The sequence below is a fragment of the Xenorhabdus littoralis genome (assembly GCF_033949345.1).
Lineage (GTDB): Bacteria > Pseudomonadota > Gammaproteobacteria > Enterobacterales > Enterobacteriaceae > Xenorhabdus > Xenorhabdus littoralis.
Genome location: NZ_VCDP01000045.1, coordinates 68,155 through 94,469, shown reverse-complemented (window position 1 = coordinate 94,469; position 26,315 = coordinate 68,155). Strand labels below are relative to the sequence as shown.

Sequence of the window (26,315 nt, the reverse complement as noted above, 5' to 3'; positions counted from 1 at the left end):
AAGTCCCCCCCTTCGCACCATAAAAAAGAGAGTTAAACAACGCATTTCGGCGAGTAGCGCAGCTTGGTAGCGCAACTGGTTTGGGACCAGTGGGTCGGAGGTTCGAATCCTCTCTCGCCGACCAAATTCTGAGAAAGCCCCGCAATAGCGGGGCTTTTTCTTTTTGCTTTTCCTTTAGTTTCCCTTTTATTTTTCCTTATTCCCTTTATTCCTTTTATTTCCTTTATACCTTCCTTAACATGAAATACTAAACTTCATGGCTTTTATTCATGTTTTAATAACTTGTTTTAAAAGCTATTTTTATGTTTGTGTTGTATTTCAACGACAAACCATGCTATCAAATGTCTCAAATTGGAGACGTATAACTCATTGATTATTATTGTCTATATCTAAACGGCTTAAAGGGCGTCTCAAAAGGGAGACGGTATTTTTGAGGCGTTAAGCTGAAAGGTTTGATATCACTTATAGAAATTCAGTCGGGGCTAGGGTAAGAGAAATTTATCTTGATTGACAAAAGTTGGCATGAAACATGCTTTATCTAAATCTGTAGATACTCATCCCACTCCTTATGACAGTATTATCTTCATAAACCTCGGGATGATGTAGAGCTGATTGTCAGTGCCTATGGTCCACGTTATAGATGAGTAAGCATTATTGTCTTTTCATCACAAACCGGACACAACGTTGAGTGAGGCACTATCCGTCTGTAGACCTGATTGTATTTATACACCTGTCTTTTTTGATAGGTGTTTTTTTTTGCCCGCGATCTCTACCCCCTATCCTAATCACATAGCTAACTATTTGCTGATCATTTGCTAACTATGTGATTGAAGATTCGTTTTCTTGCCACCTCCCTGTAGCTTGAAATGGGGGTTGAAGCAGAGCGATTTTATGCTTCGATGTCGCTCTCGCGTTTCAAGGTCAGCATAAAGCCTTGGCTGCGGGCTTGGGCTGCTTCTTCGCGTTTCTGCAATCTGTCGAGTGCGTCGGCAAGCCATGCGTAATCGTGGGCATCCGGACGCTGTGCAAGAGCGGCCTTAAATGCGGTTTCAGCATTTACCCATTCTCCGTGACGCAAGGCAACCTGCCCCATGGTACTGTTGAGTAACGGTGTTGCACCATGCTGCTTTAACAGATGAGCAAGCACTTTTTGTACGCCCTCAGCATCATTGGCTTTAAGATGTGGGATTAGGAGCAGAAGACGTTCATCATATTGCTGCTTTAATCCATTAAGAATGATTTGCTGGGCCATATCGTGATCATTGCACTCAATCAAATGCTCGGCCATGGCGACTTGTAGAGCAATATCATGGCGAATTTTTCGGTTTTGATCTTTCCACCATACTTTCAGGCCAGCGCTGCCTTTTTCTGCCATGACTTGATTCATTAACCCGATATAGGCTTGCTGACGCACTTTAAGGATTTCTTCCTCATTGCGCAGGTCAACTTTCATCATTGAAGGCAAAATATCAATCAGCGATTGATAAGCGCCTGAAAGAGAATAAGCCTGTTCAGCCAGTCGTAATACTTCAGGATGGCGAGGGGCGCGATTCAGCAGATTATCCACACCATGCCGTGCGGCATGAATTTCGCCTTGCGCCAATTGGATACGTACACGGGTAATATCGACAGGGAGTTGATCTTTATCTGCAACTTCTGCGGCACGTTCAATATATTGATTGGTACGGAAATAATCCCCGCGCTGTTGGGCGGCTTCAGCTGCCAGCAAATAGTTCACGACAGGATGTTCCGCATGATCAATGTTGCGGGTCATTAGGTGTTCAACCTGCTTGAAATCTCCTTCGGCGAGTTTAAGCAGAGCCTGTTTGGTTTGCGAACGAGCCCGACTGCGTTTGTATCCGCCAAATACCCAGCTATGGGTAAATGTGCTGGTGCGTTTTAACCGACGATAGCACCAACCGATGAAAATCAGCAGGAATTGCAGCAAGAGGAACATAATCACCAGAGCTGTAATGCTGGTAGTGATATTTTGACTGTCCGTTTGGATCAAAACATACCCTTGATGACCTGATAGCACAGGGCCAAGTACGATACCGGCAATAAGGATAATGAACAGTAATAATACTTTTAGCATGCTCAGCTCTCCTCAATGGATGTTTTTTCCTCAGTTTTTGGCTGAGAATTAGGTTGAGGTTTTGTCTGAGATGGTACGGAATTCGGTAAACTGTAGATACGCTTGCGCACCAGATCGGCCAGTATCGATTGGCTTCTCAAATGTTCAGGAACATCAGCAGAAAGCGGTTTCTGCTCCAGTGAATCAACATCATTTAAAAAACTGATTGTATCAGGAGCAGAAGTAGCAAAATAAGTTCTGACCCACTCACCAACAGATCCCAATGCTTTCTTGTAAATTTCTGCTTGATGGCGGGGAACTGCCTGTGCTGCAATCAGCAGCTTAGAACGGATGTTTTCTCGCAGATAAATATCTTGGTTAGGCGCCAACAATGCTTCTTTGTTGTTATCACGAGGAGCAATGGTAATGAAATTATCCATAAAACTGCTCAGGCTGTTGCGCAGATTTTTACTCCAATCCGAGAGTGATGCCGTGATTTCACGATTGTTCTTCTCCATTGGCGCGCCCTGTTCAACTTTATCTTCCAGACGTAAGTTATCGACTTGGTTTGAAAGCTGATTCAGGGTCAGAATAATACCTTCTAAATCAATCTGTTTTATTTTGGTCAGCGAATCTATATCTGCCATGATAGCTTCGCGTGCAAAGAACAGGCTGGGATCATCCATCTCAGCAAGGTTTTGGTCAGCGTCTTTCAGCAAAGCGATGGCGGTGGTGATATCTTGCTCACTCCATATTTTACGGCCAGCCATCTTAACAAGAGAATTGGCCTGCGCCAGTCGCCAGTTTTCGATATTCGTATTGGAAAGTACTGCAACACGAGAGTGCAGTTCCTCAATACGGTTATCTAACCGCTGGTTTTGTGAGTTAGCTTGTTGTAAGGCGGTGTTTAGTTCTTCGAACTTAGCGTCAAAATTCTGTTTATCGGCAGACTGCTGTTGTGTCAGCGAGGCAATCTGTTGTTGAAGGGCGGTGTTTTCGGTGTTTAATGCCGCATTCTGCTGCTTATGATGATAATAAATGTAAAGACCACCAACACCTACCGCCAGAGAAATGGCGATTGAGAGAGTCGTACCTACCCATCCATAGCGTTTGGATTTATGGGGAGCAGTTTCAGGCTGCTGAGGGTGTTTTGTCTCAACCGCTTCGGTGGATTGCTTTTGTTCCGTCATAATGGACATCCCATATTGGTTTATTCCAGCGCCTGCATTAAGGCGTCATTATCTGCACTCTTGGCTACTTTTATTACTTGCCAACCTAATTCATGGGCTATATTGGCAAGGCGTTCGCTGACCACAATCAGGCCGCAACCCAATAACCACGCTTTTCCATCGCTGTCAGTTACTAAGTTATATAACAGTTGTAGCATTTCGCCACTTGTTACAACGATGGTTTTTATACCACATTGCCGCCAGTGACGACTGAAATCGGCGGCAGGGTATTTAACTGGTCGTCGTGAATAACACTCACAGTAATCCACTTTTCCTCCCCGCATCCGTAACGTTGAGGCAATAACTTCACGACCACCATTGCCCCGGAGCAATAAAATCTTTTTATTGTCCATCTGCTGTAAAGCCGGGAGTTGCAGTAGATCTTCACTGGTTTCACCTTCTTCTGACCAAATGATCTCCTGACCCGTTTGTTGGTGAAAGTGCAGAGAAGTTGATTTACCGATACCATAATAAGACAGCTTATCAGGCCATGACTGACCCTCTTGGCTAAGCTGCTCATTAGCATAATGAACGGCGTTTTTTGATAACAGGAAAACCAGATCTCCCGCAGACAGCCATTGCAGTTTTTGTGACAGCAATGGCAAATCGCACCCCGGATAAATTTCGATGAGTGGTGCGCTGAAGGCTGTTTTTCCCACCGCCAGCAGTCGCTTGACCAACTCCTCTCCTGCGGGGGCAGGGCGGGTGATCAAAATGCTCATTCAGGTAGATTCCTCTGGTATACGCTGGCCAGAATCTGGCGTGCGCCTTTTTCCAATAATTCTTCTGCCAATGCCACACCTGCCTGATGAGCTTCTTCTGGTGCGATGACTCTTTCACCACGCACAATCACTGTGCCATCAGGAGCACCAACCAATGCGCGCAACCAGATATTATCTCCCTGCCAGATAGCATAACTGCCAATTGGAACCTGACAGCCTCCTTCCAGACGTGTATTCATGGCTCGTTCAGCAAGAACGCAGATCTCTGTTCTGGCGTGGTTCAAAGGAGCCAACAACTCACGAGTTTGCTGATCATCAAGACGACACTCAATGCCGACAGCCCCCTGACCGACGGCGGGCAGCAATAATTCTGGTGCCAATGGCATACGAATGCGATCTTCCAGACCTAACCTTTTCAGTCCGGCTGTTGCAAGGATAATTGCATCATAATCGCCGTTATCAAGCTTGTTCAGGCGGGTGCCGACATTGCCACGCAAGTCGCGAACCACAAGGTCTGGACGCAGCTGACGTATCTGGCACTGACGGCGTAAACTGGATGTACCGACAACGCTGCCAACGGGCAGGTTATCAAGTGAGGTGTATTTTACTGAAACAAACGCATCTCGTGGATCACCCCGTTCGCAGATTGTGGACAATCCCAGACCTTCGGGAAATTCGACAGGGACATCTTTCATGGAATGGACGGCGATATCAGCCCGCTTTTCAAGCAACGCTAATTCCAGTTCTTTTACAAACAACCCCTTGCCCCCCACCTTTGCCAGGGGCGTATCGAGGATAATATCCCCGCGAGTGACCATTGGAACCAGCTCTACTTTCAGTTCAGGATGAAAGGACTCCAATTGCTTTTGGACATAATGTGCTTGCCACATAGCCAACGGGCTTTGGCGGGTAGCGATACGAATGGTTTTCATTGTCATGGATATTCTATTGAGCACAGTGGCCTTTTAGCCACAAATTAGCCAGCAAATAGTGAGAAAATAGTGCCAGTTTTAACATTTCAATGATTTTTTTTCCAGCGACTAAGTTTAAGTGAGTTGCCCTTCCTGAGATTTGTTCGTTTTCCGTCGTGCTGTAACTTGAAATCGATGGGGTAAAATTGATGGATTATGAAGGTTAAAAAAATAAAAATAATTTTAAATCTTAAAATAATATTTTATTAAAATAGATAAAATAAACAAACAGATTGATTTAAAAGCAGAATAATAATTGGAATTTTAATTTGAGAGTAAAAATAGAAGGATAATATTTAACAATTAAAAAATATCATGAGATGAATTATTTATAGAGTCCCAGTGATTGACAATACTTGACAGCCCCTAAATATCTAACAACCTCAGATGAAACATGATCAACTATAATACTCCCCTAAAAAACATATTATTGTGTCTATTTCGTGATTAACTTAATATTTTACAACAAGTTAATTGCAATTCTTCTATTGCGGAAGAAGTGAAAAGATGGTATTGCGGACTTTACGCTTTGACCACAAGGTGTTAAATTGATCACGTTTCCGGCAATAGTTTTGTAAAAATAATACAGGTATCTATTTGTAATATCATTGCTATCGGAAACAGGGGGACTACTCTAGGCACTGGACTGATATCAGGCGAAACTCTTGTATCTCTATATTGAAACGCTGAAGCAGCGACTGGATGCAATTAATCAACTTAGGCTGGATCGCGCCACTAACTCAATGAGTGCCGCTTTTAAGCAAGTTTATAGTTTAATTCCAGTATTATTACATTATCACCACCCAATGATGCCAGGTTATATCAAAGGAGACGTTCCTCATGGCGTCTGTTTTTTTACCTCTGATGAAACTCAGCAATTTTGGATTAATGATCTGGAAAACCAGTCCGTTGGTATTTTGCCACAGGCGCCTAATGGTGAATTGCCGATTACGGGAATTTATTCAATGGGCAGTACTTCTTCCATCGGGCAAAGTTGTTCTTCTGATATTGATATCTGGGTTTGTCATCAATCTTGGCTGGATAATGTTGAGAAGGCGTTACTAGAGCAAAAATGTACCTTAATAGAACAGTGGGCCGCCTCACTGGGGATTGAAGCCACCTTTTTCCTGATCGATGAAAACCGTTTTCGGCATAATGCCTGTGGCAGTTTGAATGGAGAAGACTGCGGTTCAACTCAACATATTCTTCTACTTGATGAATTTTATCGTACAGCCGTTTGTATGGCGGGTAAACGTTTACTCTGGGCGATGGTTCCTGTGGAAGAAGAGGCTCACTATGACGAATATGTCCTCTCTCTCTATGCTCAGGGAGTTCTGACACCAAATGAATGGCTGGATCTGGGCGGCTTGGGTGAACTGTCAGCGGAAGAATATTTCGGGGCGAGTCTTTGGCAATTATACAAGAGTGTGGATTCCCCTTATAAGGCAGTCTTGAAAAGCTTATTGTTGGAAGCTTATTCATGGGAATACCCCAATGGAAAACTTCTGGCGATGGAAATGAAACAACATCTTCATGATGGTGAGATTGTTTCCTTTGGCCTTGATGCTTATAGCATGATGCTGGAGCGGGTGACCCGTTATCTGACAGCCACTAACGATCTTACGCGCCTTGATCTGGCGCGTCGTTGTTTTTACCTGAAAGTCTGCGAAAAATTGCTGGAAAGCCAGGATGATAAAGGCTGTACCGGATGGCGTCGTCAGGCCATGTCCCAATTGGTCTGTGAATGGGGTTGGGAAGACAATAAACTGGCCATGCTGAATAATCGCAATTCTTGGAAAATTGAGCGGGTACGTGATGCCCACAATGAACTGCTCGATACCATGATGCAAAGTTACCGCAATCTGATCCGCTTTGCCCGTCGTAACAACCTGAGTGTGAGTGCCAGTCCGCAAGATATTGGTGTATTGACCCGTAAATTGTATGCGGCTTTTGAAGCATTACCCGGTAAAATTACGTTGGTAAATCCTCAGATATCACCGGATCTGTCAGAACAAAATCTGACTTTCATTTATGTGCCTCCGGGGCGTGTAAATCGCAGTGGCTGGTATCTTTACAATCATGCGCCAACGATAGAGTCTATCATCGGGCATCAACCACTGGAATTTAACCGTTATCTGAATAAATTAGTTTCCTGGACATATTTCAATGGCTTGTTGACCAAAGAAACCCGGATTCACATTCGTCACGGGGAATCGCAGTGTGACAGAGATAAACTTTGTGATTTGGTAGACGATATTGCAACACATTTCCCGATCCGTTTACCTGCGCCTGCACCAAAAGCGTTATATAGTCCTTGTGAAATCCGCCACTTGGCGATTATTGTTAATTTGGAAAAAGATCCGACTACCGCATTTTCCGAACAAGTTGTTCATTTTGATCTGAGAAATCTGAACGTTTTCAGCTTTGGTGAATTACAGCAATGTCTGGTTGGGAGCATCGATTTACTTTACCGCAACTCATGGAATGAAGTGAGAACCCTGCATTTCAATGGTGAGCAATCTGTACTGGAAGCACTGAAGACCATATTGGGTAAAATGCACCGGGATGCTGCGCCTCCGTCTGGTGTTGAAGTCTTCTGTTATAGCAAACATATGCGTGGGCTTATCCGTACCCGTATCCAGCAACTGATTTCAGAATGTATAGAATTGCGTCTTTCCAGTAATCGTCAAGATTCCAATCGCTTTAAGGCACTGCGTATTTCAGGCCAAACCTGGGGATTATTCTTCGAGCGGTTAAACGTTTCGGTACAAAAATTAGAAAATGCCGTGGAATTCTATGGCGCGATTTCCAATACTAAGCTGCATGGCTTGCCAGTTAAAATTGATACCAAAGAAAAACATCTGCCGTCGGTAATAGATGGATTTGCCTGTGAGGGAATTATCCAGTTTTTTTTCGAAAACATTGAAAAGGAACAAGGATTTAATATCTATATTCTTGATGAATCTAACCGGGTAGAAATTTATTCCCATTGTGAAGGAAGTAAAGAAGAATTGGTCCGGGATGTCAGTCGTTTTTATTCTTCATCGCACGATCGTTTTACTTATGGCTCCAGCTTTGTCAATTTCAACTTACCGCAGTTCTATCAAATCATTAAGAAAGGTGAGAGAATTCATGTAGCTCCCTTCGTGGACGTGGTGTTTCCACTGGATGATGCAGAAACCAGTGATATCAAACATTCGACAGATGAATGTCTTGAAGGGGTGAGCGGAACTCATGAGCCTTACAGCTCGCTGTATCATTATTGATCTTAATAAATTGATCTTAATAAACTGATCTTAATAGTCTGATCTTAAGGGAGACTCTATGCCATTGGCAGTTATAGCAAATGGCATAATTGATATTAACCTTTCATTTTTCAAGTTCACGAAAATTGGAATGGCTCGCCGCTCTGTTCTGTAATGGCTTGCCCCAATATGGAAATAAAACTGTCACCACTGCGGTCACAAATCCATTGGTTATCCTGATAATTAAAATGGTAACCCCCATTTTTGGTTGCTAACCAGATTTGATGGAAAGGTTCCTGACGGTTAATAATGATTTTACTGCCATTTTCAAAACTGAGAGTCATTACCCCGCCGTTTGTTTCACAGTCAATATCTGCGTCGCCATCGTAATTATCCAGTTGCTCTTCAAGATGAAGCATCAATTGATCGGCTAATTGATGAAATTCGCTATCGTTCATGTTTATTTCCTATTTGCTTTTCAGGGCCTAGCTGCGATTATAGAGAGTATTGGCGCATGAATCACAGGCATTAATATGATGAAAAAACAACTCCGTTGGTCACTGGCTATCATAACATTACTTTCCCTGACTGGCTGTGGCTTGAAAGGCCCCCTTTATTTTCCACCGGCTGAAACATTTGCGGCACAGGCTCCTGTGAATACGGTGAATAAATCACAACCAGAGAATATGCCAGAACATGGTTTATTAAAAAATCACACGCCAGCGGGTGCTTAATAATAATCAGTCGGTAATGGAATTTCTCTTGGGGGTCGTATATGCAGTTTTCCAAAATGCATGGTCTTGGCAATGACTTTATGGTCGTTGATGCAGTAACCCAGAATGTTTATTTCTCTCCTGAGTTAATTTGCCGTCTGGCTAATCGGAATACAGGGGTAGGCTTTGATCAACTTCTGATTGTTGAAGCGCCCTATGATCCTGACTTAGACTTCCACTATCGTATTTTTAATGCTGATGGCAGCGAAGTTTCCCAATGTGGTAATGGAGCACGTTGCTTTGCTCGGTTTGTTCGCCTTAAAGGGTTGACCAACAAACGCGATATTACGGTCAGCACACAATCTGGTCGCATGATATTGAGCATCACAAATGATGACCGGGTTTGTGTCAACATGGGTGAGCCTGACTTTGAGCCGCAGCGCGTTCCTTTTCGCGCCAATAAGGCAGAGAAAACTTATATTATCCGTGCCATCGAACGCACAGTGCTTTGTGGTGTTGTGTCGATGGGAAATCCTCACTGTGTGATACAGGTTGAGGATGTAGACACTGCCGAAGTGGAAGTATTGGGACCCGTGCTGGAAAATCACGAACGTTTTCCTGAGCGGGCGAATATTGGCTTTATGCAGATTATGAACCGAGGTCATATTCGGTTGCGTGTCTTTGAGCGAGGATCGGGTGAGACACGGGCATGCGGTAGTGGTGCATGTGCTGCGGTTGCTATTGGTATTCAACAAAACTTGTTGGATAACCAAGTCCGGGTTGATCTGCCGGGAGGCTCCCTGCAAATACGTTGGGATGGGCCGGGTAAACCACTCTATATGACAGGGCCTGCAACTCATGTCTATGACGGTACAATCCATTTGTGATCAATTATCTGTGATTGGCTTATCAGTAATGGATTTAGGATTTATTAATCCATTCTGGAAATATAGGGCATTGAAAAATGGGTAAAAAAAACGAGCCATTGCACATCGAAAACGGGCTGGATGATCAAGCGGTAGTGGGTTACTTGTTGAATAATCCTGATTTTTTTATCCGCAATGCCAATATGGTCGAAAAGATCAGAGTTCCCCATCCGGTGCGGGAAAGCGTCTCTTTGATGGAATGGCACATGAATCGCCAAAGGAAACGAATCCATTATCTGGAAGAGGATTTGGTCCATTTGGTGGAACATGCAAAGCAGAATGAAGTGTTGTTCTGTCATTTGTTGCAATTACTTTCTGAACTGTCGAAGGCCCAGAGTTTGCAGGATTTTCTGTCCCGCTTGAGTTCATGGACGAAAACACTCGGATTGAGCAATAGCTATATTCGGTTGTTCAGCGATAAATGGCACCTTGGTACGCCACTGAACTCACCCGAATTGGCTCTTTCCCGTCAATCTTTTGAGCTTGTCCGGATTAAGCGATTTGGCAATGAAAATCATTATCTTGGCACATTGCACGGCCCGGAAATTTTACTGTTGATGCCACAGGCGCGCCATGTTGGTTCAGTGGCGGCCTCTCTTCTGGGAACACAAGGAGATTTGGGCATAGTGATTTTCAATAGCCATAATAAACAGCACTATCACGAAGGCATGGGAACAGATCTGCTCGGCCATTTGGCAAAACTGCTGCCCGGATTATTGTCTCGTTGGATTGAACGCGCATGACTCAGCCAATAGAGCCAATAGATCGACTGCTGGAGTCGGTGGAAACTTTTTTGCACTACTTACGGGTTGAACGACGTTTAAGTCCCCTCACGATGACCAACTACCGACGTCATTTGACCGTTCTGGCCAAGATGTCACTGGAGATGGGCGTAGATGAATGGCAGAAGCTGGAGCCGGCGACAGTCAGAATGTTTGCTTCCCGCAGTCGTCGGGCAGGATTGCAATCCGCCAGTATTGCCTTGCGTCTTTCTTCTCTGCGTAGCTTCCTCGACTGGATGGTGACACAGGGAATACTCGATGCCAATCCTGCCAAAGCAGTCAGTGCGCCTCGTAAAAAACGTCATTTGCCCAAAAACATGGATGTTGATGAAGTTAACCAACTGCTCAACATCAATTTGAATGATCCTTTGTCAGTGCGTGACAGAGCTATGCTGGAAGTAATGTATGGCGCGGGGTTGCGTCTGTCTGAACTGGTTGGTCTTGATTGCCGGCATTTGGATCTGGCAAGTGGTGACGTCTGGGTACATGGTAAGGGCAGTAAAGAACGTAAAGTGCCATTTGGTCGTGTCGCCCAGGAATGGCTTCAGCGTTGGTTGGGGATGCGCGAGTTATTTGAACCGGAAAATGATGCGGTTTTCATTTCCAGCAAAAGCGGAAAACGGATTTCTGCCCGTAACGTGCAGAAACGATTCGAACAGTGGGGTATTAAGCAAGGCGTAAACAGTCATATCAATCCCCATAAACTGCGCCACTCTTTTGCCACGCATATTCTGGAATCCAGTGGTGATCTGCGCGCTGTACAGGAATTGCTTGGTCATGCGAACCTGTCCACGACTCAAATCTATACCCATTTGGACTTCCAGCATTTGACCAAAGTTTATGATGTGGCCCACCCCAGAGCCAAACGAGGAAAATCATAATGCGTTTTTATCGGCCTCTCGCGCCATTTGCTGCGATGACATTCGATCTGGATGATACACTTTACGATAACCATCCTGTGATCGATAAAACCGAAAAAGAAGTGTTGTGTTTTATCAGACAGTACGATTCTAAGTTCAGTCACTTTGAGAGTGAAGATCTGTATGTATATCGTCAGGCTGTTCTTGAGCAGGAACCTGACATTTACCATGATGTTACATTATGGCGCCGACAATCTGCGGAACTGATGTTCACCCATCATGGTTTCAATCGTGAGGAAGCGACACATGGCACAAATGAGATTATGTCTTGCTTTACGCACTGGCGTAATCAAATCTCTGTTCCTGAATCGACTCATCATACCTTGTCCGTACTGGCGAAAAAGATGCCATTGGTGGCAATCACAAATGGAAATGCTGAACCTGCTGCGTGTGGACTGGCCCCTTATTTTGAATTTGTGCTGAAAGCCGGTCTGGATGGGCGTTCCAAGCCTTATCCAGATATGTATCATCTGGCAGCAGAACGGTTAAACTTGCCCATAAATCAGATCTTGCATGTGGGTGATAATCTTCAGACAGATGTTGAAGGTGCTCTTTGCACTGGAATGCAGGCTTGCTGGATCAACATAGAAAATAAAAATCTGATGCAGGAACCTGAAGGGCGTTTGGTTCCACATGTTGAGATTTCTGATTTGGCTTCTTTGATAGCGCTGATATAATTTCAGACTGTAATCTGTATAAAAAAACAGTGATGCTCATTTGTTGCAAAGAATAAATTCTTGCAAAAAGCTAATTTCTTGTAAAAAGTTAATTCATTGCAAAAACTGAGTCATTGCGAACAACTGATGGTAATTATGGACGTTTCTTATCTGCTCGAAAGCTTGAATGATAAACAACGCGAAGCGGTCGCGGCATCCCGTACTAATATGCTGGTGCTGGCAGGCGCCGGCAGTGGTAAAACGCGCGTTCTGGTTCATCGGATCGCTTGGTTACTGTCAGTTGAAAATGCTTCATCGTTTTCCATTATGGCGGTAACATTTACCAATAAAGCGGCTGCGGAAATGCGTCACCGCATTGAAAACCTGATTGGTACAAGTCAGGGGGGAATGTGGATTGGTACTTTCCATAGCCTTGCGCATCGTTTGCTGCGTGCTCACCACCTTGATGCGAATCTGCCGCAGGATTTTCAGATCCTCGATAGCGAAGATCAGCACCGCCTCATCAAGCGCATTATCAAAGCGATGAATCTGGATGACAAACAGTGGCCAGCCCGTCAGGGCATGTGGTACATCAACGGCAAAAAAGATGAAGGTTTGCGTCCGCAACATATCGAAAGTTACGGTAATCCCGTAGAAGCGACGTGGCTGAAAATTTACCAAGCCTATCAGGAAGCATGTGATCGCGCCGGGTTAGTCGATTTTGCCGAATTGCTGCTACGAGCCCATGAACTCTGGCTGAACAAGCCTCAAATCCTGCAACATTACCGTGAACGTTTTACTAATATTATGGTAGATGAATTTCAGGATACCAACAGTATTCAATATGCCTGGATTCGCCTGTTGGCTGGTGATAGCGGCAAAGTGATGATTGTTGGGGATGACGACCAGTCCATTTACGGTTGGCGTGGTGCGCAGGTAGAAAATATTCAGCGCTTTCTGAAAGATTTCCCGGGGGCGGAGACAATCCGTCTGGAACAAAATTATCGTTCGACCAGCAATATCCTCAAAGCTGCCAATGCCCTAATCGCCCATAACAGCGATCGACTGGGCAAAAACTTGTGGACGGAAGGGGGAGAAGGCGAACCTATATCACTTTATTGTGCTTTCAATGAGCTGGATGAATCGCGTTATGTTGTCGGTCGAATCAAGCATTGGCTGGATAATGGCGGAGCACTGAAAGAGTGTGCGATTTTGTATCGCAGCAATGCCCAGTCTCGTGTACTGGAAGAAGCCTTGTTGCAGGTCTCCATGCCTTACCGCATTTATGGCGGTCAGCGCTTCTTCGAGCGTCAGGAGATCAAAGATGCCTTATCCTATCTGAGATTAGTGTCAAATCGTCATGATGATGCAGCCTTTGAGCGCGTGGTAAATACACCGACACGCGGCATTGGTGACAGAACTCTCGATGTAGTGCGTCAGGTCGCGCGCGATCAGCAAAAAACCTTGTGGGAAAGTAGCCTGTTACTGATTCAGGAAAAAGCGCTGGCAGGGCGGGCAGCATCTGCATTGCAGCGTTTCATTGAATTAATTGAGGCACTGGAAACGGAAACACAGGAAATGCCGCTGCATGTGCAGGCCGATCGCATTATCCGCGATTCCGGCTTATGGGCGATGTACCAGCAGGAAAAAGGTGAAAAAGCACAGGCTCGTATCGAAAACCTTGAAGAGCTGGTTACAGCAACCCGTCAATTCAGCTATACAGATGAAGACGAAAATTTACTGTCTTTGCAGGCTTTTCTCTCCCATGCCGCGCTGGAATCAGGCGAAAGTCAGGCTGATGCCTATCAGGACGCGGTCCAACTGATGACACTGCACTCAGCGAAAGGGTTGGAATTCCCGCAAGTCTTTATCGTGGGCGTAGAAGAGGGCATGTTCCCGAGCCAAATGTCCATTGAAGAAGGCGACAGACTGGAAGAGGAGCGTCGTCTGGCCTATGTTGGTGTCACGAGGGCGATGGAAAAACTGACGCTGACGTATGCTGAAAGTCGTCGCTTATATGGTAAGGAAGTGTATCATCGTCCATCTCGTTTTATTGGGGAACTACCGACAGAATGTGTGGCAGAAGTTCGTCTGCGCGCCACCGTATCCCGTCCGGTCAGTCATAAACGGTTGGGCACACCCATCAGTACCAGCGACAGTCGCTATGCACTTGGGCAGCGCGTACATCATCCCAAATTTGGTGAAGGAACCATTATCAATATAGAAGGCAGTGGGGAACATTGTCGCTTGCAGATCGCGTTTCAGGGTGAAGGCATCAAGTGGCTGGTGGCTGCTTATGCCAGACTCGAAACGGACCAATAATCCGGTCGAATGTTGACAGGCTTTTTCTTCTGAGCGTAACATTCGCGCCTTACGATAAACGTAGGGAGTATAAGGAGACTTATGGTACATGCTGAACGCATTTAAATTAGAGAGTAATCGCCTGCTCCGTCTGGAAATTGAAGAAGGTGATCAGTTATCCGATTCCATGTGGGTAGATTTAGTTGGGCTGGGGGATGACGATCGCCTCCGAGTCCAGAATGAGCTGGGACAAGTTCTGGCAACCCGGACTGAATTGGATGACATTGAGGCATCGGCCCGTTTTTTTGAAGATGAAGACGGTATGCACGTCCACTCATTCTTCTACTTTGAAGATGCCGAAGACCATGCTGGCAACTCGACAGTCGCATTTACTATTCGTGACGGTCGTCTCTACACATTGCGAGAGCGTGAACTCCCTGCATTTCGATTGTACCGAATGCGCGCCCGTAACCAGACGATGGTTGACGGGAACGCCTATGAACTGCTGCTGGATTTGTTCGAAACCAAAGTCGAACAGTTGGCAGACGTCATTGAAAACATTTACAGCGTGTTGGAATCCCTGAGCCGGGTCATTATGGAAGGTAAACAGGGCGATGAATTTGACTCAGCGCTTTCCAACCTTGCGGAGCAGGAAGATATTGGCTGGAAAGTTCGCTTATGTTTGATGGATAGCCAGCGGGCATTGAACTTCCTCGTGCGCCGTGCCCGCTTACCTGCCAATCAATTGGAGCAGGCTCGTGAGATTCTGCGGGATATCGAATCTCTGCTGCCGCATAACGAATCCCTGTTCCAGAAAGTTAACTTCCTGATGCAAGCGGCAATGGGTTTTATCAACATCGAACAGAGCCGTATTATCAAAATATTCTCCGTTGTTTCTGTGGTATTCCTGCCGCCAACACTGGTGGCTTCCAGCTATGGAATGAACTTCGAATTTATGCCGGAGTTGAGTTGGACATTTGGCTATCCCGGCGCTATTGGTTTAATGATTGCGGCAGGATTAGCCCCTTATCTTTATTTCAAGCGGAAAAACTGGCTGTAGTTATTTCACCATTGATAGATCTCTTATCCTTTAATTAACTGCTTTTTAGCTACTTTTACTGATCCCAGTTACATTGTCGTCTATGTTTCTGGGGTTCATATCTCGTTATACTGCCATTCGAAAAATTGTGTATCTGCTTATCCAATGGTCTGGACTTTGAGTTCATTGATGAACTAGTCCCATAAATTTTATAATCCATAGGTAATTTATAACCTTTGGGTTATAATTATTGTGTTATATGCTAGCTATCTACTTTGGTAGAGCGCTTCGCTTATAATATTGAAGGGAAATATGTTTGAATTAGAATTTCACCCTGAAGTGCTGAATGAAATTTCTCAGTTAAATAAGATAATAAAAGCCAAGCTTTTGAATGCGATGGATAAATTGGAAGCTCGGGGTCATGAATTGCGCTATCCAGATACGAGACCTATCCAAGGACAGCTTTTTGAATTAAGGACGAGTGGAAAAGATATCTCAAGAACTTTTTTTGCTTTTGAGAAAGATCGGAAAATTTATATTCTTCGTACTTTTATCAAAAAAAGTGCAAAAACACCAACTTCAGAAATTGAACTGGCATTAAAACGGCTGAAGGAGTTATTAGATGAAAATTAAAGGTATTCCATACTCTGACATTAAAGCAGCATTGCTTCAAGATCCTGATGTTTTATCAGCTTATTTGGCTGAAAAGAAAAAAGAAGAGATGAAAGAATTTCTCGTTAATATGAGAAAAAAAGCGGGGCTGAACAGTAGTCAAATTGCTGAAAGAATGGGGATAAGCCAGCCAGCGGTCAGCAAACTGGAGAAAAATGCAATCAACGCGAGCCTTTCTCGACTTGAGCGTTATGCTGAAGCGTGTGGTACTTCATTAAAAATAAGCTCGGAAGATGGTGAGCTTTGCCTATTTTGAATTTCATCCGGTATTCATCAGTGTCGATACCTACGCCCATTTAAGGGCGGAGGAATAATCGGGCTACTTACGCAAGCGTCGCTGGGTATAAAGTGCATCCAACGTAAACAGGATCAAGGCTGCCCAGATAAAGCCAAATGTGATCAAACGATCCGGGCCAATCTCTTCGCCATAAACCAGTGTTGCCAACAAGAACATCAATGTTGGCCCAACATACTGGAAAAAGCCCAGAGTGGATAAACGCAGGTGTGCGGCGGCAGCGGTAAAGAGCAGCAACGGCACAGTGGTAATGATACCCGCAGCAATCAGCATGAGGTTCAACGAATACGTATTATCCAGCATATTGCTGGTTGGGCTATTGGTGAAAAACAGTAGGTAAATCAGCGCAACAGGGAATACCCAGGTTGTCTCAATCAACATACCTGTTTGTGCATCTACTCCTAACTTTTTGCGGATCAGCCCATAGACGGCAAATGTTGTCGCTAAGTACAAGCCAACTATCGGCACTGAGCCAAATTGCCAGAGCTGGATCAATACCCCGGTGAATGCCAATCCTACTGCGATCCACTGCATACGGCGGAATCGCTCACCAAGAAATATCATGCCGAACAGAATATTAACCAGTGGATTGATAAAATATCCCAGACTCGCTTCCAGCAAATGGTTATTATTGACCGCCCAGATATAAGTCAGCCAGTTACTGGTAATCGTAAAGGCTGTGATACCTAACAACAGAACGATTTTCGGCTGACGAACGACCGCCCAAACCTGACGCCAGTGGCGAGTTACCATCAACATCAGCACCATAAAGCAAACTGACCATATAACACGATGCGACACGATTTCATCGGGTGGCACATATTGTATGGTCTTGAAGTAGATAGGAGCCAGCCCCCAAATAAGATAGGCGCCTAAGGCACATAGGATACCTTTGACAGTCTGTTGGTTACTCATAAGATCCTTGAATGTTTCGAGAATTAAGAAGAGACGTGAGGGTATTAACCCATGAACCTATACAATGTGGCATTGGGTTGCATTATTTACAAGTCGTTAATGGCTTGAATAATAAATTAAAAATCTTTACTTATTCAAGTGGTATTTTATGTTGATTTATTGTTTTTATGCAAAATAGTTATCTGGATTTATACTATCGGACTCCTGTTTCATCTCAAGTTTTGTATGCACAGTAGTAAATTAAAAAATGAATGCCTTTTTCTTATATCTACTATTTACCTGAAACCCATTAACGTTCTAAAGGGTGATTTAAATTTATCTGGGCAGTTTAGTCCCCTTACTTTTACTGCTTTATCAATATCCCTTAACTTATTACACAATTGGGCTATATCTTTAGGTGTCCAATATATGTTTTTGGCATAACCCATGATTTGAATTGGATTTAATAACTGATCCACACCACCGGATTTCAATATTCTTGCAACTAATGTTGAGCAATTTTTATAAATTGGATGATAAGTAGGGGGAAAATGTAAGTTTCCATACATGTTTCCGTTATACATTTCATTCTTTTTTCTTTGCATTTCAGGAACATTTAAGCCTAACAGATAATATTCCAAATGCGGTGACTCGACAAAATCATCGTGAAGATTATGAAAGACACCCGGAAACGATAAATTTACCCGAAAGACACTGGGCCTAGACGACCCAGCCAAAAAACTGACATAGTTATCATCTTGTGGACGAATTCGCTTATTGGAAGATGTTGTGACTGGATCTTCTGGCCTGAAATTCGGCCAGGGATATTGTGGCACTCCACCGATATAAATAGAGGAATGCCCTACAAGGAATTTTCGGCAGGGATACCAGATATATACCGTGGCATCGACAGACCTGCCCGCCAGGATCTCGGATTCTGCTCTGGTTCTTGGATTCATAACCTGTCCTCGTACTGATTCTGTGATTTGGATAGTTAATTTGGATAGTTATATACCTGGAGTGATGGGCTGTTAATCGTTGTGAAATTATAAATGACTATATATGGGTGGCTATATAGTGTGAGTGGCTATATATAGAATACAGAATTCGGGTACTAGCCCCTCACATTTTTAGCGAATAACGATAAAAACGTTAACCAACCAAATAAGTTCCTGTTGCACTGGCAATATGCACTTGATTTTCATTATGCAGTTCAATTCTCGCGACAGAGACTTTATTTCCATTGCGAATAATACTGCAACTGGCAGTAAATACTTCTCCACGCCCGGGGCGCAGGTAATCCACGCGTAAATCAATCGTACCGAGTGTTGTCAGACGCTTTTGCATCTCTGCAATGGTGAGCGTTTCCAGCGAGGTCAGAGAATTACCTGCACAAACCAGTCCTCCGGCAACATCCAGTATGGAAGCGATTGCACCACCATGCAGAATATTCTGAACCATATTGCCGACCAGCTTCTCTTGATTGCGAAATTGCAGTTCCGCATAGTCCTGTTCGAAGCGGAGTAATTCAAGTCCCAAAAGCCGATTGAATGGCATATGATAAACAAAGACTTCACCGATAAATTTACGCGCTTCTTCCGGAGTCAATATTTTGTCCACTTGCTGTATATTTTCCATCGCGGGTTTCCTGATAATGAAAAAGTAAAACGGCTGTCATTTAATGGGTCTTTATCGTTAATAACTTGTTAAGTTTATGCTTTTATTATCGACCTTTCCAGTCTGTGAAGTGCTTCGAAAAAGAATTCATTGAAGAAAACAAACTACAAAAAATAACCATCTAGCGTGTAGAATAAACGGCAGATTATTTATCTTGAGATGATCACAATAGGGAAACCAGCTATGTATTTGATATGGAAAATACTGGTTGCCGCTTGTTTATTATCGCCATTGGCTTATGGCGCGGAAAAACAGGTTGGAGAAACTGAAGGAAGGGGAAGTGTGCTTGCGATGATGCTAGGTGAGCAGGATTCATCGCTTATGCTCTATCCCTATGACACGAATTACATTATTTATACTTATGGTGCCAATATTAATCGGCAGGCAATCCATAGCTATGATTGGGCAGATCACGCCCGCAAAGATGAAGCCAGTTTTCAGATAAGCTTTGGCTTTCCATTATTGCGGGGAATTGCAGGGAAAGATTCGTTGTTTGGCGCTTCTTATACCCAGCGTTCATGGTGGCAGTTCAGTAACAAGAAAGAGTCATCTCCATTCCGTGAAATCAACTATGAACCGCAGCTCTTTCTGGCATGGTTGACTGACTATGAATTTGCTGGCTGGCATTTGCGAGAAATTGAGACAGGATTTAACCATCAATCCAATGGTCGTTCGGGGGAAACGTCCCGTAGTTGGAATCGGCTTTATGCTCGTTTTATGGTACAGAATGGCAATTGGCAGGTAGATTTTAAACCGTGGTATCGCTTGCCGGAAAGCTCTCGCCGTGATGATAATCCAGACATGAATCGCTACATGGGCCATTACCGTCTGAAAGTGGGTTATATCTGGGGAGACAGTGTATTTACAGCTCAGGGGCGCTACAACTGGAATAGCGGTTATGGCAGTGGGGTATTGGGTTGGAGTTATCCGCTATCCAAGCATGTCCGCCTTTATACGCAGCTCTTCACGGGTTACGGCGAATCGATGATTGACTACAATTTCAAACAGACCCGTTTTGGTATCGGTGTCATGCTGAATGATATGTTGTAAAGCGATGCCGTAAATCTATGCCATAAATCTATGCCATAAACTTATGCTCCCGGGGATTCATTTTCTTGCCGCCTCGTTGCGACTTGAAATCCATTGGGTAAATATTATCTTTTAACCATTGAGGAAAGGCGTGTCTACCGCAGAACTCATCAGCACGGCATCGCTGGCTGAACAAGCATTACGAAAAACATTCGGATACCAGCAATTTCGTCCGGGGCAGCAACAGGTTATCGATGCCGTTCTTGATGGACGCGACTGTTTGGTGATCATGCCGACAGGTGGCGGCAAATCGCTGTGTTACCAGATCCCCGCGCTGGTTAAAAGTGGCCTGACATTGGTTGTTTCTCCATTAATCTCATTGATGAAAGATCAGGTTGATCAGTTGCGGGCGAATGGCGTTGATGCAGAATGCCTGAATTCGACCCAAAGCCGTGAACAGCAATTTGACATCATTCAACGCTGTCGTCAGGGGAACATTAAACTACTCTACATTGCCCCCGAACGTTTGGTGACAGACAATTTCGTTGATCAGCTTCGGGACTGGCAGCCTGTTTTATTGGCTGTTGATGAAGCTCACTGTATTTCGCAATGGGGACATGATTTCCGTCCGGAATATCGGGCACTAGGTCAACTCCGTCATCGATTCCCCGATCTTCCCGTGATTGCACTGACTGCAACGGCGGATAAAACTACCCGCCAAGATATCGTGCATCTGTTGGAGCTGCATGAGCCGATTATCCATATCAGCAGTTTTGATCGACCTAATATTCGCTATACGCTGGTGGAGAAATATAAACCGCTTGATCAGCTCTGGTCATTTGTTCGTGGTCAGCAGGGTAAAAGTGGGATTATTTATTGCAACAGCCGCAACAAAGTGGAAGAAACCGCAGAGCGTCTGCAAAAAAGAGGGTTAAGTGTTGCGCCTTATCATGCTGGATTGGAAAACAATCAACGTGCAAGGGTGCAAGATGCCTTCCAGCGGGATGATTTACAGATCGTTGTGGCAACGGTTGCATTTGGTATGGGGATCAATAAACCCAACGTGCGTTTTGTTGTGCACTTTGATATTCCCCGCAATATCGAATCCTATTATCAGGAAACAGGCCGAGCGGGCCGGGATGGCTTACCTGCCGAAGCTGTGTTGTTTTACGATCCTGCTGATATGGCATGGCTGCGCCGCTGTCTGGAAGAAAAAGCGGCTGGTGAGCAACAGGATATTGAACGGCATAAACTTAACGCCATGGGTGCATTTGCGGAGGCCCAGACTTGTCGGCGTTTGGTGCTGCTCAATTATTTCGGTGAAAGTCACCAGACAGCTTGTGGCAACTGTGACATTTGTCTTGATCCTCCCAAACGTTACGACGGTCTGGTAGAAGCGCAGAAAGCGCTATCCTGTATTTATCGTGTTGGACAGCGTTTCGGGATTGGTTATATTGTAGAAGTACTGCGGGGAGCTAATAATCAACGTATTAGAGATCTCGGGCACGATAAACTGCCTGTTTATGGCATAGGTAAAGAGCAGAGTCAGGAACACTGGATGAGCGTTTTGCGTCAGCTTATTCATCTGGGACTGATTAGCCAGAACATAGCCAATTACTCTGCGCTGCAACTGACAGAAGCTTCACGGCCTATATTGCGAAGTGAAGTACCGTTACAACTTGCCGTACCACGTATCCAAAATCTAAAAAGCCGTAATCAGCAAAACAAATCTTACACTGGCAACTATGATCGTAAATTATTTGCCAAATTGCGAAAACTGCGTAAATCCATTGCGGATGAAAACAACATTCCACCTTTTGTCGTTTTCAATGACGTTACGTTAATTGAGATGGCAGAGCAATACCCGATAACACCGGATGAACTTTTGCTGATTAATGGTGTTGGGCAACGAAAATTAGAGCGTTTTGGCGATGCGTTCATGGCATTGATTTGTGAGCATTTTGAAGGGATTGAATAACCGAAAGGGATATACATTAGCAGGGCAGGCAATTAACAGAGGAAGATGAATGGCACCTGAGAGATTGAAAGCAAGCTGGTTAAACCGCGAACCTCAGTTCTCTGCCTTTGCGAATGGATTATTACTGGATTTCTGGCGAACAAGAGAAGAACGGTCTTTTATGGGAGTTGATGATGTTCCCATTCATTATGTCTCCTTTTGTTCCCCTCAGCATGACAAAACGCTCGTGATTTTGCCCGGTCGTAGCGAAAGCTATGTGAAATACCCTGAAGTAGCCTACGATTTTTACCATCTGGGTTACGATATTTTTATCATAGATCATCGTGGACAAGGGCGTTCGGGGCGGATGTTGGATGATCGGGAAAAAGGCCATGTTGAAGCGTTTGATCATTATGTGGATGACTTGGCAAAATTTATCGAGTTGGAAATAATGCCTCGTCAATCCCATCGCTGTTATGCGCTGGCTCATTCTATGGGGGGAGCGATCCTGAGCCGTTTCCTGCTGCGGTATCAGGAGCCGACTTTTCGCGCGGTGACACTCTGCGCACCGATGTTTGGTATTAACTTACCTATGCCCCGTTGGTTGGCTAACTTTTTGGTTAATCAGGCCGAACTCCATACTAAAAGACGTAATGCCTATACCCTTTCAACAGGACAATGGCAGCCATTACCCTATTTTATTAATTTATTAACGCATAGTTATGCACGTTATCAGCGTTATTTGCGCTATTATGCTGATTATTCAGAATTACGCCTCGGCGGCCCGACCTACCATTGGATGCGAGAAAGCATGTTAATGGGAGACAGGCTGATTGAGAATGCGGATAAGATTCAGACTCCACTCATCGTTTTGCAAGCGAGTGAAGATAAGGTTGTTAATAATCGGGAACTACAGGCTTTTTGCGAAGCACGTCAAAAAGCAGGAACAGGTGAAGAAAAACAGAAGCTTCTGGTTATCCAAGGGGCTCATCACGAAATCCTGTTCGAAAAAGACGTATTACGGGCGCAAGCCCTTAATGCAATTTGTGATTTTTTTGATCAAAACTGATTTAGTGTAGGAACTATAACTATGTATCATGTTGTTGCTTCAGACTTAGATGGAACGTTGTTGTCTCCCGACCATAAATTAACGCCGTATACCAAAGAAACACTTAACTTGCTGACAGAAAAAGGGATTCACTTTATTTTTGCGACAGGTCGCCATCACATTGATGTGGGGCAAATCCGTGATGGGTTGGGCATTGATGCTTACATGATCACCTCCAACGGAGCAAGAGTACACAATACTCAGGATGAATTAGTATTCAGCCACAACTTAGAGTCTGAGATTGCCCATGATTTATGCTTGCTGGAGTTTGATAACCCTGATGTCCTGACTAACTACTTCAACAACGATGATTGGTTCGTTAATCGCGAAGCGCCGGAGCAGGAAGAATTTTTTCAGGAATCGGTCTTCCATTACCAGCTTTTCCAACGCGACAGTTTTCTTACAGATGGTGTATGCAAAGTTTATTACACTAGTGAAGATCATGATTATCTGGTGGATTTGGAAGAGAGAATCAAAGCGCGTTGGGGAGAAAGGGTTAATGTTAGCTTTTCACTGAGGAATTGTCTGGAAGTGATGGCTGGCGGTGTCTCCAAGGGGCATGCACTGGAACAGGTTTGCCAATTTATCGGATACCAATTGAGCGACAGCATCGCTTTTGGCGATGGTATGAATGATCAGGAAATGCTGAGCGTCGCAGGTAAAGGCTGCATCATGCAGGGCGCGCATCAGCGCTTGAAAGACATTTTGCCTGAGATGGAGGTCATTGGCTCTAATGCTGATGATGCCGTTTCTTGTTATTTGCGGAAAATGTATCAAGTTTGAAGTTAATAATTTGAATCGATAATAACAGACAGCATCTGGTGAGATGCTGTTTTTTTATAAAGAAAATAATTGCTGCTGTGTATACCAGACTTGATGATATGCGCAAAAATCTGAATGGAGGAGGCCTGTTCAGACTCCCCGCAGATCTCCGTTTTCCTGATAATGTAAAAGATGTAACCGTCAGAGCGAAAGGCAAAGAACGTATTATCACGCCTATTCAGAATATATGGGATAGCTTTTTCCTTTCGGAACAATCTGTGACTGATGATTTTTTATCTGAGCGGATGGATTAATGGCTGAGGACTGGACGCTTGAATAAGGGATTTATCCGAATTGGCTAAGTAGATTCGAGAAGGAATATTATCCCCTCAGATAACTATCGGAAAATTAAAATTTTCATTAATAAATAATGCTATTTGTTTTAACTTCTTATGAAGCTGTGTTTTTTCATTTTCCTGCCGAATAAATAAATTAAAGATAATTATTCTAATAAGAAAGTATTGTAAAGGTTTATTATCATACATGTTATAGTGGTCTGATTTTCCTATCTTTAGTTTAACCTCATGTTTTTTCAACGAATTAAATGGATTTAAGTTGTTTGTTGGTTAAATTAAAGATAATTTAACGGCATAGTGAATGAGTCAGAAGATGTTTTTATTCTGACATGAAATAATTTTTATAACTTAATTTCAAACTTTATTAATTACAAGAATTAAATTTTCCCTGATATTTGTGACTGAGATTCAATTATTCAACTCCTCTATTTGAATATTCTACGCGAGTAGATAAGTTTATGTATAAAGAACATTGATGAATAACAATAATATTTTTTTATATACCACGCTGGAATTAAAACTTTGCTGTTCCAACATTCAGGGAATACCTTGCAATGCCGTATGAAAATACGGCATTAATTGCCACTCAGATACAGCACGCCTCAGAAGCGAGTCTCGCAACAAAAGAAGGCCGAAAGGGGTTCAGGCGAGCCATTTTTTCCTGTTGGTTAGGGACGACAATGGAGTATGCCGATTTTGCACTGTACGGCTTAGCGGCAGGCATTATTTTTGGCGATGTTTTTTTCCCTCATATGTCATCCACTGCTGCCCTTTTTGCCAGTTTTGCAACCTATTCGGTAGGCTTCATCGCCAGACCCATTGGCGCACTCGTGTTCGGATGGCTGGGGGATCGGAAAGGCCGCAAAATCGTCATGATGATGACGGTTATCCTGATGGGCGTCTCAACTACATTAATCGGACTTATTCCAAGTTATGCTCATATTGGTATTTGGGCGCCCGCCTGTTTGGTGATATTACGGTTTATACAAGGCTTGGGAGCAGGGGCTGCGCTGTCTGGTGGTACAGTCATATTGGGAGAATTTGCCCCGTCAGCAAAAAGAGGAATAGTTTCGTCTGTCATTGCTCTGGGCTCTAATAGCGGAACATTACTGGCGTCACTGGTTTGGTTGCTGGTGCTGACGATGGATAAAGAGGATTTACTGGATTGGGGATGGCGAATTCCATTTCTGTCCAGTGCATTGATTGCGATAGTCGCACTCTATATTCGCCGGTACATGAATGAGACACCTGTTTTTGAGCGTTATAAAGCGATGCTGGAAGAACAACGTTTACATTCATTGGTCGAAAATGAAAAACAGCAACTGACTGTTGAAAATCAACATTTCTGGCTACGAACCAACGCTTTTTGGATCATGGTTGGCTTGCGAATTGGCGAAAATGGCCCATCGTATCTGGCTCAAGGGTTCATTATTGGTTATGTCGTCAATGCGCTAATGTTGGATAAATTTATACCTACGATAGCCGTATCCATAGCATCTATTCTGGGATTTTTGATCATTCCGTTATCGGGTTATCTTTCCGATCGCTTTGGACGTCGTATCACTTATCGTTGGTTCTGCCTGTTACTCATACTTTACGCATTTCCTGCTTTTGTCTTACTCGAAAGCCGTGAACCCATGATTGTTATTCCTACGATAGTTGTCGGGATGGGGCTGGCTTCGTTAGGTATATTTGGTGCTCAGGCTGCATGGGGAGTGGAACTCTTCGGGGTGGCTAACCGTTATACCAAAATGGCGTTCGCAAAAGAGTTGGGTGCAATAATATCGGGAGGAACAGCACCCTTGATATCTTCGGCGCTATTGTCTTTTACAGGGCATTGGTGGCCGATCGCCTGTTATTTTGCACTGATGGCATTTATTGGATTTATCACGACATTCTTTGCACCAGAAACGCGTGGTCGTGATCTCAACTTAGTTGAGGATGCGATCTAGAGTCCATCTGGTCAGGTTACCATCCTGATTTTTCT

At 44.1% G+C, this 26,315-nt stretch carries 24 protein-coding genes and 1 tRNA gene; 17 read left to right on the top strand and 8 right to left on the bottom strand.

Features of this window, described 5'->3' with window-relative positions:
• Positions 1-47: 47 nt before the first annotated feature.
• Positions 48-124 (top strand) — tRNA-Pro (locus tag FE394_RS12270).
• A gap of 765 nt (positions 125-889) precedes the next feature.
• Here the strand turns inward: FE394_RS12270 and hemY are convergent.
• From hemY to hemC, 4 genes are read right to left on the bottom strand one after another with little or no spacing between them, the layout of a single operon-like run.
• Positions 890-2,095: a protoheme IX biogenesis protein HemY gene (gene hemY, locus FE394_RS12265; protein ID WP_319926666.1), complete on the bottom strand. Its 1,206-nt coding sequence runs from the start codon at positions 2,093-2,095 to the stop codon at positions 890-892.
• 2 nt (positions 2,096-2,097) lie between these two features.
• On the bottom strand, positions 2,098-3,264 hold the full coding sequence (hemX, locus tag FE394_RS12260) for a uroporphyrinogen-III C-methyltransferase (protein WP_319926665.1): 1,167 nt from the start codon (positions 3,262-3,264) through the stop codon (positions 2,098-2,100).
• A 20-nt stretch (positions 3,265-3,284) separates the two neighbouring features.
• Positions 3,285-4,025 carry a uroporphyrinogen-III synthase gene (gene hemD, locus FE394_RS12255; protein WP_319926664.1) on the bottom strand — a complete coding sequence of 247 codons (741 nt, stop codon included), beginning with the start codon at positions 4,023-4,025 and terminating at the stop codon, positions 3,285-3,287.
• Entirely contained in the window at positions 4,022-4,963 is a 942-nt protein-coding gene (hemC, locus tag FE394_RS12250) for a hydroxymethylbilane synthase (RefSeq protein ID WP_319926663.1), read from the bottom strand. Before hemC ends, hemD begins: the two co-directional genes overlap by 4 nt.
• Before the next feature lie 698 nt (positions 4,964-5,661).
• Between hemC and FE394_RS12245 the strand changes: the two genes are divergently transcribed.
• Entirely contained in the window at positions 5,662-8,262 is a 2,601-nt protein-coding gene (locus FE394_RS12245; RefSeq protein WP_319926662.1) for a class I adenylate cyclase, read from the top strand.
• A gap of 116 nt (positions 8,263-8,378) precedes the next feature.
• On the opposite strand, the gene cyaY is transcribed toward FE394_RS12245, so the two are convergent.
• Entirely contained in the window at positions 8,379-8,699 is a 321-nt protein-coding gene (cyaY, locus tag FE394_RS12240; RefSeq protein ID WP_319926661.1) for an iron donor protein CyaY, read from the bottom strand.
• 78 nt (positions 8,700-8,777) lie between these two features.
• On the opposite strand from cyaY, the gene lptM reads away from it, so the two are divergent.
• From lptM to FE394_RS12195, 9 genes are all read left to right on the top strand, one after another.
• On the top strand, positions 8,778-8,975 hold the full coding sequence (gene lptM, locus FE394_RS12235) for an LPS translocon maturation chaperone LptM (protein ID WP_319926669.1): 198 nt from the start codon (positions 8,778-8,780) through the stop codon (positions 8,973-8,975).
• Between the two features lie 41 nt (positions 8,976-9,016).
• The gene (gene dapF, locus FE394_RS12230; RefSeq protein WP_319926660.1) at positions 9,017-9,841 is read left to right on the top strand and encodes a diaminopimelate epimerase; all 825 of its coding nucleotides are present in this window, start codon (positions 9,017-9,019) and stop codon (positions 9,839-9,841) included.
• A 77-nt stretch (positions 9,842-9,918) separates the two neighbouring features.
• On the top strand, positions 9,919-10,623 hold the full coding sequence (locus FE394_RS12225) for a DUF484 domain-containing protein (protein ID WP_319926659.1): 705 nt from the start codon (positions 9,919-9,921) through the stop codon (positions 10,621-10,623).
• The gene (gene xerC / locus FE394_RS12220) at positions 10,620-11,543 is read left to right on the top strand and encodes a tyrosine recombinase XerC (protein ID WP_319926658.1); all 924 of its coding nucleotides are present in this window, start codon (positions 10,620-10,622) and stop codon (positions 11,541-11,543) included. The genes FE394_RS12225 and xerC overlap by 4 nt, the downstream gene beginning before the upstream one ends.
• On the top strand, positions 11,543-12,259 hold the full coding sequence (yigB, locus tag FE394_RS12215; protein WP_319926657.1) for a 5-amino-6-(5-phospho-D-ribitylamino)uracil phosphatase YigB: 717 nt from the start codon (positions 11,543-11,545) through the stop codon (positions 12,257-12,259). The genes xerC and yigB overlap by 1 nt, the downstream gene beginning before the upstream one ends.
• Positions 12,260-12,394: 135 nt before the next feature.
• On the top strand, positions 12,395-14,560 hold the full coding sequence (uvrD, locus tag FE394_RS12210; RefSeq protein WP_474068171.1) for a DNA helicase II: 2,166 nt from the start codon (positions 12,395-12,397) through the stop codon (positions 14,558-14,560).
• An 88-nt stretch (positions 14,561-14,648) separates the two neighbouring features.
• Positions 14,649-15,599, top strand: coding sequence for a magnesium/cobalt transporter CorA (corA, locus tag FE394_RS12205; RefSeq protein WP_319926656.1), 951 nt, complete (start codon positions 14,649-14,651; stop codon positions 15,597-15,599).
• A 291-nt stretch (positions 15,600-15,890) separates the two neighbouring features.
• On the top strand, positions 15,891-16,211 hold the full coding sequence (locus FE394_RS12200) for a type II toxin-antitoxin system RelE/ParE family toxin (RefSeq protein ID WP_319926655.1): 321 nt from the start codon (positions 15,891-15,893) through the stop codon (positions 16,209-16,211).
• On the top strand, positions 16,201-16,506 hold the full coding sequence (locus tag FE394_RS12195; RefSeq protein ID WP_319926654.1) for a helix-turn-helix domain-containing protein: 306 nt from the start codon (positions 16,201-16,203) through the stop codon (positions 16,504-16,506). The genes FE394_RS12200 and FE394_RS12195 overlap by 11 nt, the downstream gene beginning before the upstream one ends.
• A 63-nt stretch (positions 16,507-16,569) precedes the next feature.
• On the opposite strand, the gene rarD is transcribed toward FE394_RS12195, so the two are convergent.
• The 3 genes from rarD to FE394_RS12180 form a co-directional block, all read right to left on the bottom strand.
• Positions 16,570-17,460: an EamA family transporter RarD gene (rarD, locus tag FE394_RS12190; RefSeq protein ID WP_319926653.1), complete on the bottom strand. Its 891-nt coding sequence runs from the start codon at positions 17,458-17,460 to the stop codon at positions 16,570-16,572.
• A gap of 275 nt (positions 17,461-17,735) precedes the next feature.
• Complete coding sequence (locus tag FE394_RS12185) at positions 17,736-18,398, bottom strand: hypothetical protein (RefSeq protein WP_319926652.1); 663 nt, start codon at positions 18,396-18,398, stop codon at positions 17,736-17,738.
• A 193-nt stretch (positions 18,399-18,591) separates the two neighbouring features.
• Entirely contained in the window at positions 18,592-19,077 is a 486-nt protein-coding gene (locus FE394_RS12180) for a thioesterase family protein (protein ID WP_319926651.1), read from the bottom strand.
• Positions 19,078-19,299: 222 nt separating this feature from the next.
• On the opposite strand from FE394_RS12180, the gene pldA reads away from it, so the two are divergent.
• The 6 genes from pldA to FE394_RS12150 all read left to right on the top strand — a co-directional run bounded on the left by pldA (position 19,300) and on the right by FE394_RS12150 (position 26,280).
• Positions 19,300-20,166 carry a phospholipase A gene (gene pldA, locus FE394_RS12175; RefSeq protein WP_319926650.1) on the top strand — a complete coding sequence of 289 codons (867 nt, stop codon included), beginning with the start codon at positions 19,300-19,302 and terminating at the stop codon, positions 20,164-20,166.
• A gap of 130 nt (positions 20,167-20,296) precedes the next feature.
• Entirely contained in the window at positions 20,297-22,123 is a 1,827-nt protein-coding gene (gene recQ / locus FE394_RS12170; RefSeq protein WP_319926649.1) for an ATP-dependent DNA helicase RecQ, read from the top strand.
• Positions 22,124-22,172: 49 nt separating this feature from the next.
• The gene (pldB, locus tag FE394_RS12165) at positions 22,173-23,171 is read left to right on the top strand and encodes a lysophospholipase L2 (protein ID WP_319926648.1); all 999 of its coding nucleotides are present in this window, start codon (positions 22,173-22,175) and stop codon (positions 23,169-23,171) included.
• Positions 23,172-23,192: 21 nt separating this feature from the next.
• Positions 23,193-23,993 (top strand): sugar/pyridoxal phosphate phosphatase YigL, encoded by an 801-nt coding sequence (yigL, locus tag FE394_RS12160; RefSeq protein ID WP_319926647.1) that lies wholly within the window; start codon positions 23,193-23,195, stop codon positions 23,991-23,993.
• A 98-nt stretch (positions 23,994-24,091) separates the two neighbouring features.
• A complete protein-coding gene (vapB, locus tag FE394_RS12155; RefSeq protein WP_319926646.1) occupies positions 24,092-24,286 on the top strand; it encodes a type II toxin-antitoxin system VapB family antitoxin in 195 nt (64 codons plus the stop codon).
• A gap of 596 nt (positions 24,287-24,882) precedes the next feature.
• Positions 24,883-26,280 (top strand): MFS transporter, encoded by a 1,398-nt coding sequence (locus FE394_RS12150; protein WP_319926645.1) that lies wholly within the window; start codon positions 24,883-24,885, stop codon positions 26,278-26,280.
• Positions 26,281-26,315 lie beyond the last annotated feature (35 nt).

What these genes read in the sequence shown, in the direction of transcription:
- hemY (WP_319926666.1), bottom strand. Translation starts at nt 2,095, where the DNA reads ATGCTAAAAGTATTATTACTGTTCATTATCCTTATTGCCGGTATCGTA.
- hemX (WP_319926665.1), bottom strand. Translation starts at nt 3,264, where the DNA reads ATGACGGAACAAAAGCAATCCACCGAAGCGGTTGAGACAAAACACCCT.
- hemD (WP_319926664.1), bottom strand. Translation starts at nt 4,025, where the DNA reads ATGAGCATTTTGATCACCCGCCCTGCCCCCGCAGGAGAGGAGTTGGTC.
- hemC (WP_319926663.1), bottom strand. Translation starts at nt 4,963, where the DNA reads ATGACAATGAAAACCATTCGTATCGCTACCCGCCAAAGCCCGTTGGCT.
- cyaY (WP_319926661.1), bottom strand. Translation starts at nt 8,699, where the DNA reads ATGAACGATAGCGAATTTCATCAATTAGCCGATCAATTGATGCTTCAT.
- lptM (WP_319926669.1), top strand. Translation starts at nt 8,778, where the DNA reads ATGAAAAAACAACTCCGTTGGTCACTGGCTATCATAACATTACTTTCC.
- dapF (WP_319926660.1), top strand. Translation starts at nt 9,017, where the DNA reads ATGCAGTTTTCCAAAATGCATGGTCTTGGCAATGACTTTATGGTCGTT.
- FE394_RS12225 (WP_319926659.1), top strand. Translation starts at nt 9,919, where the DNA reads ATGGGTAAAAAAAACGAGCCATTGCACATCGAAAACGGGCTGGATGAT.
- xerC (WP_319926658.1), top strand. Translation starts at nt 10,620, where the DNA reads ATGACTCAGCCAATAGAGCCAATAGATCGACTGCTGGAGTCGGTGGAA.
- yigB (WP_319926657.1), top strand. Translation starts at nt 11,543, where the DNA reads ATGCGTTTTTATCGGCCTCTCGCGCCATTTGCTGCGATGACATTCGAT.
- uvrD (WP_474068171.1), top strand. Translation starts at nt 12,395, where the DNA reads ATGGACGTTTCTTATCTGCTCGAAAGCTTGAATGATAAACAACGCGAA.
- corA (WP_319926656.1), top strand. Translation starts at nt 14,649, where the DNA reads ATGCTGAACGCATTTAAATTAGAGAGTAATCGCCTGCTCCGTCTGGAA.
- FE394_RS12200 (WP_319926655.1), top strand. Translation starts at nt 15,891, where the DNA reads ATGTTTGAATTAGAATTTCACCCTGAAGTGCTGAATGAAATTTCTCAG.
- FE394_RS12195 (WP_319926654.1), top strand. Translation starts at nt 16,201, where the DNA reads ATGAAAATTAAAGGTATTCCATACTCTGACATTAAAGCAGCATTGCTT.
- rarD (WP_319926653.1), bottom strand. Translation starts at nt 17,460, where the DNA reads ATGAGTAACCAACAGACTGTCAAAGGTATCCTATGTGCCTTAGGCGCC.
- FE394_RS12185 (WP_319926652.1), bottom strand. Translation starts at nt 18,398, where the DNA reads ATGAATCCAAGAACCAGAGCAGAATCCGAGATCCTGGCGGGCAGGTCT.
- FE394_RS12180 (WP_319926651.1), bottom strand. Translation starts at nt 19,077, where the DNA reads ATGGAAAATATACAGCAAGTGGACAAAATATTGACTCCGGAAGAAGCG.
- pldA (WP_319926650.1), top strand. Translation starts at nt 19,300, where the DNA reads ATGTATTTGATATGGAAAATACTGGTTGCCGCTTGTTTATTATCGCCA.
- pldB (WP_319926648.1), top strand. Translation starts at nt 22,173, where the DNA reads ATGGCACCTGAGAGATTGAAAGCAAGCTGGTTAAACCGCGAACCTCAG.
- yigL (WP_319926647.1), top strand. Translation starts at nt 23,193, where the DNA reads ATGTATCATGTTGTTGCTTCAGACTTAGATGGAACGTTGTTGTCTCCC.
- vapB (WP_319926646.1), top strand. Translation starts at nt 24,092, where the DNA reads ATGCGCAAAAATCTGAATGGAGGAGGCCTGTTCAGACTCCCCGCAGAT.
- FE394_RS12150 (WP_319926645.1), top strand. Translation starts at nt 24,883, where the DNA reads ATGCCGTATGAAAATACGGCATTAATTGCCACTCAGATACAGCACGCC.